14 protein-coding genes are annotated in these 13,138 nt (G+C 75.3%); 10 read left to right on the top strand and 4 right to left on the bottom strand.

Annotation, left to right across the window (positions count from 1 at the left end; translation table 11 throughout):
• Window positions 1–132 precede the first annotated feature (132 nt).
• The 6 genes from J1G43_RS05715 to J1G43_RS05690 all read left to right on the top strand — a co-directional run bounded on the left by J1G43_RS05715 (window position 133) and on the right by J1G43_RS05690 (window position 5,735).
• Window positions 133–2,097 carry a bifunctional diguanylate cyclase/phosphodiesterase gene (locus J1G43_RS05715; RefSeq protein WP_249670607.1) on the top strand — a complete coding sequence of 655 codons (1,965 nt, stop codon included), beginning with the start codon at window positions 133–135 and terminating at the stop codon, window positions 2,095–2,097.
• A 120-nt stretch (window positions 2,098–2,217) separates the two neighbouring features.
• The gene (locus tag J1G43_RS05710) at window positions 2,218–2,877 is read left to right on the top strand and encodes a TasA family protein (protein ID WP_207339198.1); all 660 of its coding nucleotides are present in this window, start codon (window positions 2,218–2,220) and stop codon (window positions 2,875–2,877) included.
• 7 nt (window positions 2,878–2,884) lie between these two features.
• Window positions 2,885–3,592 carry a signal peptidase I gene (locus J1G43_RS05705; protein WP_249670608.1) on the top strand — a complete coding sequence of 236 codons (708 nt, stop codon included), beginning with the start codon at window positions 2,885–2,887 and terminating at the stop codon, window positions 3,590–3,592.
• Window positions 3,573–3,785 carry a hypothetical protein gene (locus J1G43_RS05700; protein ID WP_207339199.1) on the top strand — a complete coding sequence of 71 codons (213 nt, stop codon included), beginning with the start codon at window positions 3,573–3,575 and terminating at the stop codon, window positions 3,783–3,785. Before J1G43_RS05705 ends, J1G43_RS05700 begins: the two co-directional genes overlap by 20 nt.
• A gap of 69 nt (window positions 3,786–3,854) precedes the next feature.
• Window positions 3,855–5,030 carry an LLM class flavin-dependent oxidoreductase gene (locus J1G43_RS05695; RefSeq protein WP_207339200.1) on the top strand — a complete coding sequence of 392 codons (1,176 nt, stop codon included), beginning with the start codon at window positions 3,855–3,857 and terminating at the stop codon, window positions 5,028–5,030.
• A gap of 84 nt (window positions 5,031–5,114) precedes the next feature.
• A complete protein-coding gene (locus tag J1G43_RS05690) occupies window positions 5,115–5,735 on the top strand; it encodes a CE1759 family FMN reductase (RefSeq protein WP_207378129.1) in 621 nt (206 codons plus the stop codon).
• Window positions 5,736–5,835: 100 nt separating this feature from the next.
• Here J1G43_RS05690 and J1G43_RS05685 read toward each other — a convergent pair whose 3' ends face one another.
• A complete protein-coding gene (locus J1G43_RS05685) occupies window positions 5,836–6,108 on the bottom strand; it encodes an adhesin (protein WP_207339202.1) in 273 nt (90 codons plus the stop codon).
• A 272-nt stretch (window positions 6,109–6,380) separates the two neighbouring features.
• Window positions 6,381–7,142: an endonuclease/exonuclease/phosphatase family protein gene (locus tag J1G43_RS05680; protein ID WP_207378128.1), complete on the bottom strand. Its 762-nt coding sequence runs from the start codon at window positions 7,140–7,142 to the stop codon at window positions 6,381–6,383.
• Window positions 7,143–7,260: 118 nt separating this feature from the next.
• On the opposite strand from J1G43_RS05680, the gene J1G43_RS05675 reads away from it, so the two are divergent.
• On the top strand, window positions 7,261–7,953 hold the full coding sequence (locus J1G43_RS05675) for a nucleotidyltransferase family protein (protein ID WP_207378127.1): 693 nt from the start codon (window positions 7,261–7,263) through the stop codon (window positions 7,951–7,953).
• A 38-nt stretch (window positions 7,954–7,991) separates the two neighbouring features.
• Window positions 7,992–8,348: an MmcQ/YjbR family DNA-binding protein gene (locus J1G43_RS05670; RefSeq protein WP_207339205.1), complete on the top strand. Its 357-nt coding sequence runs from the start codon at window positions 7,992–7,994 to the stop codon at window positions 8,346–8,348.
• A gap of 12 nt (window positions 8,349–8,360) precedes the next feature.
• Here the strand turns inward: J1G43_RS05670 and J1G43_RS05665 are convergent, their stop codons facing one another.
• Window positions 8,361–10,172: an ABC transporter ATP-binding protein gene (locus J1G43_RS05665; protein ID WP_242635214.1), complete on the bottom strand. Its 1,812-nt coding sequence runs from the start codon at window positions 10,170–10,172 to the stop codon at window positions 8,361–8,363.
• A gap of 74 nt (window positions 10,173–10,246) precedes the next feature.
• On the opposite strand from J1G43_RS05665, the gene J1G43_RS05660 reads away from it, so the two are divergent.
• Both J1G43_RS05660 and J1G43_RS05655 read left to right on the top strand, forming a co-directional pair.
• Window positions 10,247–10,831 carry a TetR/AcrR family transcriptional regulator gene (locus tag J1G43_RS05660; RefSeq protein ID WP_207378126.1) on the top strand — a complete coding sequence of 195 codons (585 nt, stop codon included), beginning with the start codon at window positions 10,247–10,249 and terminating at the stop codon, window positions 10,829–10,831.
• A gap of 25 nt (window positions 10,832–10,856) precedes the next feature.
• Window positions 10,857–11,636 (top strand): aldo/keto reductase, encoded by a 780-nt coding sequence (locus J1G43_RS05655; protein ID WP_207370192.1) that lies wholly within the window; start codon window positions 10,857–10,859, stop codon window positions 11,634–11,636.
• A gap of 378 nt (window positions 11,637–12,014) precedes the next feature.
• Here J1G43_RS05655 and J1G43_RS05650 read toward each other — a convergent pair whose 3' ends face one another.
• Window positions 12,015–13,070 carry an alcohol dehydrogenase catalytic domain-containing protein gene (locus J1G43_RS05650; protein WP_207370191.1) on the bottom strand — a complete coding sequence of 352 codons (1,056 nt, stop codon included), beginning with the start codon at window positions 13,068–13,070 and terminating at the stop codon, window positions 12,015–12,017.
• Window positions 13,071–13,138: the final 68 nt, after the last annotated feature.

The raw sequence follows: 13,138 nt of genomic DNA, 5'->3' as shown, positions 1-13,138 counted from the left end.
GGGGCAGCCGCACCCCGGAGGCCCCACGGCATACCCTGGCGGGCGAGCCCCCCGTCCACCGGGGCCCCGAGCCGCGAGGTGCACGTGCCAGCTGGTCGCCGACGTCCGAGTCCCACGCGCCGGTTCGCCGTCGTGAGCCTCGTCGGGATGGTGCTGGTGGGCGTGGCGCTGGTGCTGGTGACGTCCACGCAGCTGCGGGGGCAGGCGCTGCGCGACGGCACCGGCTCGGCCACGCGCGTCGCGGTGTACGCCGCGGGTGTGGTGCCCTCCTCGGCGTTCGCCACCGGCGTGCTGTCCACCGCCGAGCAGGCGGCCGTGGCGACGGCCACCCGCGGGTTCGACGACGAGCTCGTCGAGCTGCGGCTGTGGAGCGCCGACGGGCGGCTCATGTACTCGTCGGACGCGGCGACCACCGGCCTGCCGCACGCGGAACGCCTGGCCCGTGTCATGCAGTCCGGCACGCCGGACGCCCTGGTCCAGCCCGACGTGCGCGCCGGGCGCGCGTCCAACGACCAGCGCACCGTCCTCGACGTCTACGTGCCGGTGACGCTGGCCGACACGGCGACACCCGACGCCCGGTCCGGCGTCAGCCCCGACGACCGGGTGGGCGCGGCGGAGGTCATGCTCGACCGCACGGCCACCCAGGAGACGCTGCGCTCGACGACGCGCACCGTCGGCCTCGTCGTCGTCGGCAGCCTGGCGCTGCTGTGGCTGCTGCTGTTCCGCATCGTGCACGCGACGTCACGCCGGCTGCGCACGACCGCGCTGGAGAACGCGCGCCTCGCCCTGCTCGACTCCCTGACAGGGCTGCCCAACCGCCGGCTGCTGTCCGACCAGATGCAGCGCGCGATCGACCGCGTCGCCGACGAGGGGGCCCGCGTCGGGCTGATCCTGCTCGACATCGACCGGTTCAAGGACATCAACGACACCCTGGGGCACGACCACGGCGACGAGCTGCTGCAGCAGGTGGCCGAGCGGCTGCGCCACGCGCTGCGGGACGACGACGTGGTGGCGCGCCTCGGCGGCGACGAGTTCGCGATCCTGCTGCCCGACGTGCGGACGGTCGCCAACGCCGAGCGCCTGGCGCGGCGCGTGCGGGGCCTGTTCGCCCAGCCGTTCGAGCTCACCGACATCGCCCTGCACGTCGAGACGTCCGTGGGGGTGGCGTGCCTGCCGGACCACGCGGCCGACGCCTCCTCGCTCATGCGCACCGCGGACATCGCGATGTACGCGGCCAAGCACCACCGCGCCGGCGTCAGCGTGTACTCGCCCGACGCGGACGACTCGTCCCCGGCCCGCCTGGTGCTCCTCGGTGAGCTGCACCGGGCGCTCGGGGAGCGTCCCGACGACCGGCCGGCGCAGCTCGAGATGCACTACCAGCCCAAGATCGAGCTGGCCTCGCAGCGCACCGTCGGCCTGGAGGCGCTGATCCGCTGGCGCCACCCGACCCGCGGCCTGCTGCCGCCGGGCGTCTTCGTGCCGCTGGCCGAGCAGTCCGGCCTCATCCACCGTGTCACGACGTTCGCGCTCGAGGAGTCGGTGCGCCAGCTCGCGCGCTGGCAGGAGCAGGGGCACCAGGTCCCGGTGGCGGTCAACCTGTCCGCGCACGACGTCGTGAGCCCTGCCGTGGTCGACACGATCGAGCGGCTCCTCGCGGAGCACGGCGTGGCGCCCTCGCTGCTCGAGGTCGAGATCACGGAGACGGCGCTCGTCGCGGACCCCTCGCGCGTGGTCCCCGTGCTGGAGCGCCTGCAGGCGCTGGGCGTGGCCGTCGCGATCGACGACTTCGGCACAGGGACGACCTCGATCTCCCAGCTGCGCGACCTGCCGGTGGCCGAGCTGAAGATCGACCGCCTCTTCGTCGCCGACCTGGGCGAGGGCGGCCGGGCGGGGTCGGAGGTCGTGGTGCAGGCCATGGTGGACCTCGCGCACTCGTTCGGGCTGCGCGTGGTCGCCGAGGGCGTCGAGGACGAGGCGACGGCCCGCACCCTGGCCCGCCTCGAGGTCGACCGTGCGCAGGGCTACCTGTGGGCCCGGCCGGCCCCGGCCGGCGACGTGCACCCGCCCGGCACCCCCGCGCTTCACCCCATCGGGTGAAGCGCGGGCGGTCCGCTCAAGGTTCGTGACCGGGAAGCCGACTCCTGCCGAAGAGGGTGGGGTGCGTCCGCGGGCCGCGGGACGCGCCGACCGCCCCGGGCACGCAGGAGGGACCGCCCCATGATGGACGAGCTGCTCGAGGAGATGATCGACCCCGCGCCGTCGCGGCAGGACGTCGCACGGCACCGGCGCGCGTGGGCCACCGGCTCGATCCTCGTGCTCGCCGCCGTGGGCGTGACGTCGCTGACCACGTCGGCGCTGTTCACCGACCAGGACACGCTGCCCGGTGCGCTACGGACGGGCACCCTGGTGCTCGCCGCCGAGGGCGCGTCGTTCGAGATGCCCATGGGCGGGCTGGCGCCGGGCGGCACCGTGGTCGCGCCCGTGACCGTGCGCAACACCGGGTCGCTGGAGCTGCGGTACGCCGTGAGCCTGTCGGCGGCGCAGGGCGCGGACGACGCCGCGGACCTCACCACCCAGCTGCGCACGCGCATCCTCCAGGACGCCACGTGCACGCTCACGAGCGTCGAGGACGCCCTCGTGCTCGGGGACTCCCTCGAGCTGGTGGAGCGGGAGTTCGGCCTTCCGGGGGCGGTGACGCCGATCGTGGGCAGCCCGACGCCCGGCGCACAGACGGGTGACCGCGTCCTGGCCGCGGTCACGGGCGCGGAGACGCTGTGCGTCCGCGTCGACATGTCGCGCGACGCGGGCAACGAGTACCAGAGCACGACCGCCGCGCTGACGTTCCAGGTCGACTCCGAGCAGACGGTCAACAACTGATCCGACCGTGAACGCCACGACGACCACCCGGCCTCTCGTCGAGCGCCGCGCCCCCCGGGCGACGGTGCGCCCGCGCGTGCCGTGGTGGCGCCGGGCGACGGGCGTGGCGCTGTGGGCGGTGGTCGCCGTGGGCGTCGTGGCGTACCTCGTCTCGCTGGCCGTGCCGCTGTGGTTCCAGGCGCAGGGCGAGCGGCTGCTCATCGTCACCTCGGGGTCGATGGCCCCGCAGTTCCTGGCGGGCGACGTGGTGGTGCTGCACGCGGTGACGGAGCCGTCGGAGCTCAAGCCGGGCCTCATCGTGACGTTCCAGCCGGTGGGATCCGCCGGCCTCGTCACGCACCGCATCGTGTCGTTGCACAACCTGCCGGCGATGCAGGAGGTCGACGACGGCTCGGGGCGGATGGAGCCCCTGCTCGAGCCCGACGGCTCGCCGGTGCTGCAGGCGTACATCCGCACGCAGGGCGACGCCAACCCCGCGCCCGACGCCAACGCGACGCCGGTCGAGCGGGTGCGGGGGGTGGTGCTGGACGTGCACCGCGGCTGGGGCTCGCTGCTCACGTGGGCGACGTCGGCCCAGGGCCGTGCCGTGATGCTGGTGCCGCCGCTGCTGGCACTGGCGACGCTCGAGGTGATCTCGGTCGTCGAGACACGCCGGGCACGGCCGGTGCGTGCCCACCACGAGGACCGGAGGGTCGATGCGTTCGTCGGCGAGTGACGGCGCCCGCGGCGGGGGCCTGCGGCGCGGTACGCGCGTGCGGCTCGGCCTGCTGCTGCTGCTGGTGGCCGCCGGGCTGGTGGCGCAGGAACCCGGGATGACCCGGGCCCTGATGACGGACACGGACCGGCTGACGACGGTCGTGTCCACGCGACCGGACTTCCCGTCGCCGACGCCCACGCCGGCGGAATAGTCGGGCAGCCCGCGCGGTTGAGGTGCCTGATCGATGCAAACGCATCGACCTGGACCAGCGAGGTGCACCATGCAGTTCGGGATCTTCTCCGTCGGAGACGTCACGACGGACCCCACGACCGGCCGGACCCCCGACGACACCGAGCGCGTGCGCGCCATGCTGACGATCGCCGAGCACGCGGACGCCGCCGGGCTCGACGTCTTCGCCACCGGTGAGCACCACAACCCGCCGTTCGTGCCGTCGTCCCCCACGACCATGCTCGGCTACCTCGCCGGCCGCACCAAGAACATCGTGCTGTCGACCGCGACCACCCTCATCACCACCAACGACCCCGTCCGCCTGGCCGAGGAGTACGCGATGCTCCAGGTCATCGCCGACGGGCGCATGGACCTCATGATGGGCCGCGGCAACACCGGCCCGGTCTACCCGTGGTTCGGCAAGGACATCCGCCAGGGCATCCCGCTCGCGATCGAGAACTACGCCCTGCTGCGGCGCCTCTGGGAGGAGGACGTCGTCGACTGGAGCGGGAAGTTCCGCACACCCCTGCAGGGATTCACGTCCACGCCGCGCCCGCTCGACGGCGTCGCGCCGTTCGTCTGGCACGGGTCGATCCGCTCCCCCGAGATCGCCGAGCAGGCCGCGTACTACGGCGACGGGTTCCTGCACAACGCGATCTTCTGGCCCATGGAGCACACCGCGCAGATGGTGAGCTTCTACCGGCAGCGGTACGAGCACCACGGGCACGGCCGTGCCGACCAGGCGATCGTCGGGCTCGGCGGCCAGGTGTTCATGCGGAAGAACAGCCAGGACGCCTGGGACGAGTTCCGCCCCTACTTCGACAACGCGCCCGTCTACGGGCACGGGCCGTCGATGGAGGACTTCACGCGCGAGACGCCGCTGACCGTCGGCAGCCCGCAGCAGGTCATCGACCGGTACGGCGCCTTCTGGGAGCAGGTCGGTCACTACCAGCGCCAGCTGTTCCTCATGGACCACGCCGGCCTGCCGCTCAAGACCGTGCTGGAGCAGATCGACATCCTCGCCGAGGACGTCGTGCCCGTGCTGCGCCGCGAGGCCGAGTCGCGCCGCCCCGCGGACGTGCCGGCGAACCCCCCGACGCACGCCGAGCGCGTGGCCGCCGCCCGCGCCGCGGGGCAGCAGGCCGCACAGCCCGTCGCGGCCGCCGACCACTGGACCGGCCGCACCGCCGAGGACGACCTCGCCGCGGCGGACGCCGCCACCCGCTGACGGACCCGGTCGCCCTCCGCGCAGGGCGACCGGCGTCCCACCCCGCCCGCGCCCGGGCGCACCGGCCCCACCCAGGAGGACCCCATGCCGTCCCGTTCCCTCGTCGTCGTCTCCGGCGGCCTGTCGCAGCCGTCGTCGACGCGCCTGCTCGCCGACCGGCTCACCGAGGCCGCCGTCGCCGACCTCGCCGCCCGGGGCATCGACACCGTCGTCGAGGTCGTCGAGCTGCGCCCGCTCGCCCACGACGTCGTCGACATGACCCTGACGGGCTACGCCCGCCCCGAGCTCGCCGCCGCCCAGAGCGCGCTCGCGGGTGCCGACGGGGTCGTCGCCGTCTCCCCCGTGTACGCCGCGTCCTACGCGGGGCTCTTCAAGTCGTTCGTCGACGTGCTGGACCCGCAGGCGCTGCGCGCCACGCCCGTGCTGCTGGGCGCCACCGGCGGCACCGTGCGCCACTCGCTGGCGCTCGAGCACGCGCTGCGCCCGCTCTTCGCGTACCTCCAGGCGGACGTGGTCCCGACCACCGTGTTCGCGGCCACCGACGACTGGGCCGACGCCGGCACCGAGCAGGTCTCACCGCTGCCGGCACGCATCCGGCGGGCGGCGGGCGAGCTCGCGGCGCGCGTCGCGGCCCGCGAGCCGGTCGCCCGCGGCGGGATCTACGACGCCGTGCCGTCGTTCGAGGAGATGCTCGGCGGCGCCTGAGCGCCGCCGGACCCGGACGACGAGGGGCCGACCACCGGGTGGTGGCCGGCCCCTCGTGCACCCGCCGGGCCGCGTCAGGCCGCGGCGGGTGCCGACCGGGTCACTGCGGCGTCAACGTGAACGACGTCCCGGTGCCCGACGCCTCGACGTCCAGCTGCTGGGCGGCGAGCGTCCGTGACGCGCGGGGGTCCACGTAGACGCGGGCGTCCCCCTGCGCCACGACGTCGTCACCGGGGTCCGGGCCGGCCACGAGCGCGAGCTCGAAGCCTCCCGACTCCTGCTCGGCGATGCGCAGGCCGCCCTCGTCGGGCAGGCCGGCGCGGCTGGTGAGGGTCTCGACGGCGGTGCGGGCGTTCTCGGTCAGGGTGAGCACGGGTGCTCCTCTCCGATGGCCTGGTGACGTCGGCCGGGACGCGCGGCCCCGCACCTGCGGTGCACGAACGGGTCGCACCGCGGGCGGGGCGACGTACCCCGGTCCGACGCCGTCGGACGTCGACCACCGTGACCCGGCGTCGCGCCGGCCCGCAACCGCACGTCCGCTGCGCGAGACCGCTCGCCACGCACCGGGCCGCGGGCTGCGGGAGCGCGCGGTGGCCCCTGCCCTGCACGGCCGGCAGTCCCGCCCCGCCCGGCCGTCACGTCGGCTCAGCGCGTGATGTCGACGACGAGCGCCCGGTGGTCGGACAGGCCGAGGTCGAGCGCCTCCCCGCCACCGGCCGCCCGCAGCCCCGGGCCGGCCAGCACGTGGTCGAGCTGCCGCACCGGCTCGGCGACCGGGAAGGTGTCCGCCACCACCAGCGAGCGCAGACCGGACAGGCGGGCGGGCTGCTCCCCGGCCAGGTTGAGGTCGCCCATGACCACCGTGGGACCGGGCAGGGTGCGCGCCACCCGCACCAGGTGACGCAGCTGGCGCACGTTCCACCCGGGGATGAAGGTCAGGTGCGTGCCGACCACGGTCAACGGGCCCCGATCGTCCTCGACGACCGCCGCGAGCGCCGTGCGCGGCTCGTCGCGCACGAACGCCGGCCAGCGGGCACCGGGGAACCGCACGGGTGCGCGACGGCGCAGCGTCGGCAGCGTCAGCACGTGCCACGCCACGACGGGCCGGCGGGACAGCAGCGCGATCCCGTACGCCGCGATGTCGGGCTGCTCCTCGCCCGTGCCGGCCACCCACAGGCCGGGCTCCCCGTGCAGGGTGGCGACGAACCGGTGGTGGGAGGCGCCCATGGCGTCGGCCGCCACGGCGGTGAGGTCCGCCCCGTGCGAGCGGGGCTGCGCGCGGTCCACCTCCTGCAGGGCCAGGACGTCCGCGTCGAGCCGCCGCACGGCGTCGGCGAACCGGTCCAGGTCGACCCGCCCGTCCACGAGCGAGCGCCCGTGCAGGATGTTGAAGGTCGCGAGCCGCACCTCGCGATTGTCACCGGTGGGCGGGCCCGTCGCACCCCGCGGGCCGGGACGGCGCACGCCTCGCGCGGTCGGTCCCGCTCGGCGCGCGGCCCACGCCGAGCCGGTGTAGACACCGTGCATGCCCCAGACCCCGACACCGACGGACGCCCCGCCGCCCCTCACCGGTGCCGCCCCGGCGCCGCTGCCCGTACCGGCCGGCGCCGCGACCCCGGACGACCGTGCCGCCCTGCAGGACGGACTGCGCCGCACGGCGGTCGCCCTGCTGGAGGCGGACATCCCGTTCGCCCTGGTGGGCGGGTACGCGGCCTGGGCGCGCGGCGCACCGGAGCCGAGCCACGACGCGGACTTCGCGGTCGCGGAGGACGACGTGGACGCGGCCCGCGCGGCCCTGGCCGCCGCGGGCCTGGACGTGCAGCAGCCCGCCGAGAACTGGCTGTTCAAGGCCTACCACCACGGCCAGCTCGTCGACGTGATCTTCCGGATGGTCGGCGAGCCCGTGACCCACGAGCAGCTGGCCCGGGCCGACCAGCTCGAGGTGCTGGCGGTCCGGATGCCCGTGCTGCCGGCCACCGACATCATCTCGGCCAAGATGCGCGTGCTCGGTGAGCACTACTGCGACTTCACGTGGCTGCTGCCCATGGCACGTGCGCTGCGCGAGCAGATCGACTGGGACCGGGTCCGGCAGGACATCGCGGGCCAGCCGTACGCGCGGGCGTTCATGTACCTCGCGGACGAGCTGGGCCTGACCGGCCACCCCGGCGAGCGGCTCGAGGCCGGCCCCGGACGCACCGGCCCCGGCTCGGAGGAGTAGGCCTCGCGCACGGTGCCCGCCCGCGGCAGCATGGCGGCATGGACGTCGACCACGTGCGACGGCTCGCGCTGGACCTGCCGGAGGTGGGCGAGCGGCTGAGCTGGGGCGAGCCCGCCTGGTTCCACCGCCGGCTGGTGGCACGCATGTGGGACGCCCACCGTCTGACGGTGCACGTGGAGGACGACGGGGAGCGCCGGGCGCTCGCCGCCGAGGACCCCGCCGTGTACTCCACGACCGACCACCACCGCGGGACGGACCTGCTGCTCGTCGACCTGCGGGTGGCGGACGGTGCGCTCGTGGGGTCCCTGCTGCGGGAGTCGTGGTGGTGGGCGGCGCCGGCCGTGCTGCGGCGCCGCCACCCGGGGCTCGGCCCGCCGGCGGGTGGGCCTGGCTGACGTCCGGCGGCGTCACCCGACGTCGGCGTCCGCGGGGACATCGGTGATCCGCAGCGCCTCCACGAGGTCCCGGTACAGCTGGTCCGACGCGAGAAGCTCGGCGTGGGCCCCCCGTGCGCGGACCCTGCCGTCCTCCAGCACGATGATCGTGTCCGCGTCCACGACGGTGGACAGCCGGTGCGCGACCGTCACGACGGCGCCGGTGGTCGCCAGCACGCGGATCGCGTCGTGCACCGCGGCCTCCGTGAGTCCGTCGACCTGCGCCGTCGCCTCGTCCAGCAGCATCACCTGCGGGCGGCACAGCAGCGCGCGGGCGAGCGCGATGCGCTGACGCTGTCCGCCGGAGACGGACGTCTCCGTCAGCCGGGTGTCCAGCCCGTCGGGAAGCGCGTCGAAGGCGCCGTCGAGGCGTACCGCCGCGAGCGCCCGGCGCAGCTCCTCGTCGGTCGCGGCCGGGTTGCTGAACAGCAGGTTGTCGCGGATCGTGCCCGGCACGACGGGGGTCTCCTGCTCGACGTACGCGAAGCGGGAACGCACGTCGGCGTGGCTCCAGCCGGCGTACGGACGCCCGTCCAGCAGCAGCTGCCCCGACTGCGGCTCCAGGAACCGCAGCAGCAGCGAGAACACCGTCGTCTTGCCTGCACCGGACGGCCCGACGAGCGCCGTGTGCCCGTGCCGCGGGACCGTCAGCGACAGCTCGCGCACTGCCGGGGGCAGGCCCGGACCGTAGGCGGCCGTGACGTCGCGCAGCTCGATGACGTGGACGCCGTCGGGGCCGTCCGGCGCGGGGCGTGCGGGCACCGGCGCGCTCGCCGCCTGCGGCTCCACGTCCATCGCGGCCACCTCGCTGATGCGCCCCGCCGCCGCGATCCCGGACTGCAGCTGCGTCAGGGACTGCGTGAGGTCGGTGATGGGCCCGACGATGTTGAAGGCGTAGAGCAGGAATGCCACGAGGCTGGAGACGGCGAGCTCGCCCTGGCCGACGCGCCACGCGCCGAGCCCCAGGATGACGATGATGGCGAGCTGGATGCCGCCCCACGACACGCTCCACGCGACCGCGGCGGTCCGCACCGCGCGCACCGCGTGGTCGCGCGCCTCGCGCGCGGCGCCGAGGACGGTGGCCGCCTGGCGGTCCTCCGCGCGGCTGGACTTGACCGTGCGGACGGCCCGCAGCGACCCCTCCAGCGTGCCGCCGAGCGTGCCCAGGGCCTCCTGGGAGGCCCGCTCGGCGGCGCCGATGCCGGGCAGGAGCACGGCCATGAGCGCGCCCACGACGACGATCGCGGCGATGGTCGTGCCGAGGAGCACGCGGTCGAGCACGCCCATGAGGACGAGGGTGCCGACGAGCGCCACGACCCCGTTGACGAGCCCGACGATGCTGGACGACGTCGCCTCGCGCAGCAGGACGGTGTCCGAGGTGACGCGGGTGACGAGCTCGCCGGTGGGGCGGCCCGTGACGGCCGCGACCGTGGCCCGCAGGTAGCGGCGCACGAGCGACTCGCGCGCGTCGAGGACGATCCGCTCGGCCAGCGTCCCCATGAGGACCCACTGGGCGTACCCCACCACCGACCCGACGGCGAACAGCGCCAGCAGCCACCCGACGGGCCGCGCCAGGGACTCACCCGTCCCGAGCGTGTCGAGGACCCACTTGGTGACCATGGGGGTGGCCAGGGAGAGGCCGGTGCCGGCGAGGCCGAGCAGGAGGCCCGTGCCGAGGGTGCGTCGGTGGGGCCGGACCAGCTCGAGCAGGATGCGCAGGCGGCGGCGCCCGTCCGGCTCGGCTGCGGCGGTGGGCGTCTCGGGCGGTGACGGTGCGGCGACCATCCTGCGAGTGGAACACTCCTGTTCCATTGTGGTCAATAGCAATCCCTCCCAGTTCTCCGGTGTACCGTTCGCTCGTGGCGAACCAGGCACCCCCACCCGTGACGGGCCCCCGCGCCCGGACCCGGCAGGCGATCCTCGAGGCCGCCATCCGCGCTCTGGCCGTCGACCCCTCGGCCCCTCTGGGCCGGGTCGCCGAGCTGGCCGACGTCGGTCGGACCACGCTGCACCGCTACTTCCCGGAGCGCGACGACCTGCTCGCCGCCGTCGGCGTCCACGCCGCCGCCTGTCTCACCGCCGCGCACGCGCGGGCGCGGCTCGACGACGACACGGCCCTGGACGCGCTGCTACGCGTCGCGCAGGAGTACCTCGAGCTGGGTGACCTCCTGACGGTGCTGTTCACCGGCATCGTCCCCGAGGACTCCTGGGCGCAGGACCCGACGAACGACGCCGCCCTGGGCGCCCTGTACGCACGCGGCCTGCGGGACGGCTCGATCGACCCCCGGTTCGACGCCGAGTGGGCGCTGGGCGTCGTGTGGTCGGTCCTGTACCTCGCGTGGTCGACCGTGCGCACCGCCCGGGCCGACCGCCACACCGCCGTCACCCGCCTGCTGCTCACGCTCGAGAAGTCGCTCGCGCCGGAGCGCCCCGACCTGCGATGACGCACCCGGTGGGCAAGGATGGAGCATGCCCGACTCCCCCACCCCCACCCTGTCCCTGCCCGGCGGCGCCATCCCCGTCCTCGGCCTCGGCACGTGGCAGTCGGAGGGCTCCGACGCGGAGCTCGCCGTCAGCACGGCGCTCCAGCTGGGCTACCGCCACGTCGACACCGCGACCGGCTACGGCAACGAGGCGCAGGTCGGGCGCGTGCTGTCCACGCGCGGCATCGACCGCGACGACGTCTTCCTGACGTCGAAGCTGCCCCCGGACCACGCGGGGCGCGAGCGGCAGACGCTCGCCGAGTCCCTCGTCGCGCTCACGACCGACCACCTCGACCTGTGGCTGATCCACTGGCCGCCGGGCAAGGAGGCCCGCCCGGACGTCTGGCAGCGGTTCCGCGAGGCGCGCGACGAAGGCCTCGTGCGATCGATCGGCGTCTCGAACTACTCGATCGCGCAGATCGACGAGCTGATCGCGGCGACGGGCGAGGCCCCGGCCGTCAACCAGATCCCCTACTCCCCCGTCGACCACGACCCGGCGCTGCTCGCGGCGCACCGCGAGCGCGGCGTCGTCGTCGAGGGGTACAGCCCGCTCAAGCGCACCGACCTGGACGCGGAGCCGATCGTCGCGGCGGCGCGCGCGCACGGCGTGACACCCGCACAGGTCGTGCTGCGCTGGCACATCGAGCACGACGTCGTCGTGATCCCGAAGTCGGTGCGACGCGAGCGCATCGAGGAGAACCTCGCGGTGCTGGGCTTCACGCTGACGCCGGACGAGGTCGCGGCGATCGACACGCTGGGACGCTGACGGCGCGACGCACCTGGCAGGAGCGGGGCCCGGACGTGCGCGTCCGGGCCTCGTGCACGTCGAGGGATGCGACGAGGGGATGCCACGAGGGGATGCCACGAGCGGGACTGCTGCCGAGGCCTTCGGGGGCGGTGGTCGCGCTCCCACCTCGCACGTGCTCGCCGCCGTCGCGATGCGACCGGCGAGCACGTCGGGTCTCGGCCTACCGAGGAACCGGACCCGTGTCCTGCGATCGGCGTCACGCCGTTGTGCCGCCGGCCCAAGGTCTACCGGACCCGGGCACGTGACGTCAACCACAGCCCTCCGCCGCACCTCCCGGTCGGGGGAAACGGACGCAGCCCGACAACCCGGACCGGTACCGGCCGTGCGGCGGGCCGCTCAGGGCACGACGACGGTCATCCCCGCGGCGTCGCCCGCCGGACGGCCGGACGACATGGCCGCCAGGGCGTCCGCCGCCTGGTCGAGCCCGACGGTGCGCGACACGAGGGCCGCGGGGGCGAGCCGGCCGGCCGCGATCGCCGCGAGCATCGCCGGGTACTCGTGGGCCGCCATCCCGTGACTCCCGTGCACGGACAGCTCCCACGCGACGACGCGGTCCATCGGCAGCGCCGTCCACGCGTCCTCACGGAGCAGCAGCCCGACCTGCACGTGCCGGCCACGGCGGCGCAGTGCGAGCACGCCCGCCTGTGCGGTCGCCGGGCTGCCGAGCGCGTCGAGCGACGCGTGCGCCCCGCCCCCGGTCGCCTCGACGAGGCGCGCCGCGAGGGCCGCGGGCGCGTCGTCCCCGGGGTCCAGGGTCACGGCCGCCCCTGCCTCGTGCGCAGCACGCCGGGCGGCGGGCACCGGATCGACCGCGACGACGTGCGCACCGGCGGCCGCCGCGACCATGACCGCGGACAGGCCGACCCCGCCGCAGCCGAGCACCACGACCTCGTCGCCGGGCGCCACGGCCGCGTGCACGGTGACGGCGCGGTACGCGGTGGCGAACCGGCAGCCCAGTGCGGCGGCGGCGACCGGCGACATGCCGTCCGGGACGCGCACGAGGTTGGTGTCGGCGTGGTCGAGCGCCACGAGCTCGGCGAACGACCCCCACTGCGTGAAGCCGGGCTGCGTCTGGTGCGGGCACACCTGCTGGTCCCCGGCGCGGCACGTCGCGCAGTCCCCGCAGGCCATGACGAACGGCACCGTGACCACGTCGCCGACCGCCCAGCCGCGCACGGCCGGACCCACCTCGACCACGGTGCCCGCCAGCTCGTGGCCGGGCACGTGCGGCAGGCGCACGTCGTCGTCGTGCCCCTGCCAGGCGTGCCAGTCGCTGCGGCACACGCCCGTCGCGGCCACCCGGACCACCACGCCGTCGGGCGGGCACACGGGGTCGGGGACCCTCCTGACCTGGGGCGTCACTCCGAACTCGTCCACCACGACCGCGCGCACGAGCCCATCCTGCCTGCTGACGGCACAGGACCGGTCCGCCCGCCGGCCGGCGAGGCGCTGCGGGAGCG

The organism is Cellulomonas sp. zg-ZUI22, assembly GCF_017353535.1.
Classification (GTDB): Bacteria; Actinomycetota; Actinomycetes; order Actinomycetales; family Cellulomonadaceae; genus Cellulomonas; species Cellulomonas wangleii.
The sequence above is the reverse complement of the archived record's forward strand: the minus strand, read 5'-3'. Positions and strand labels throughout refer to the sequence as shown.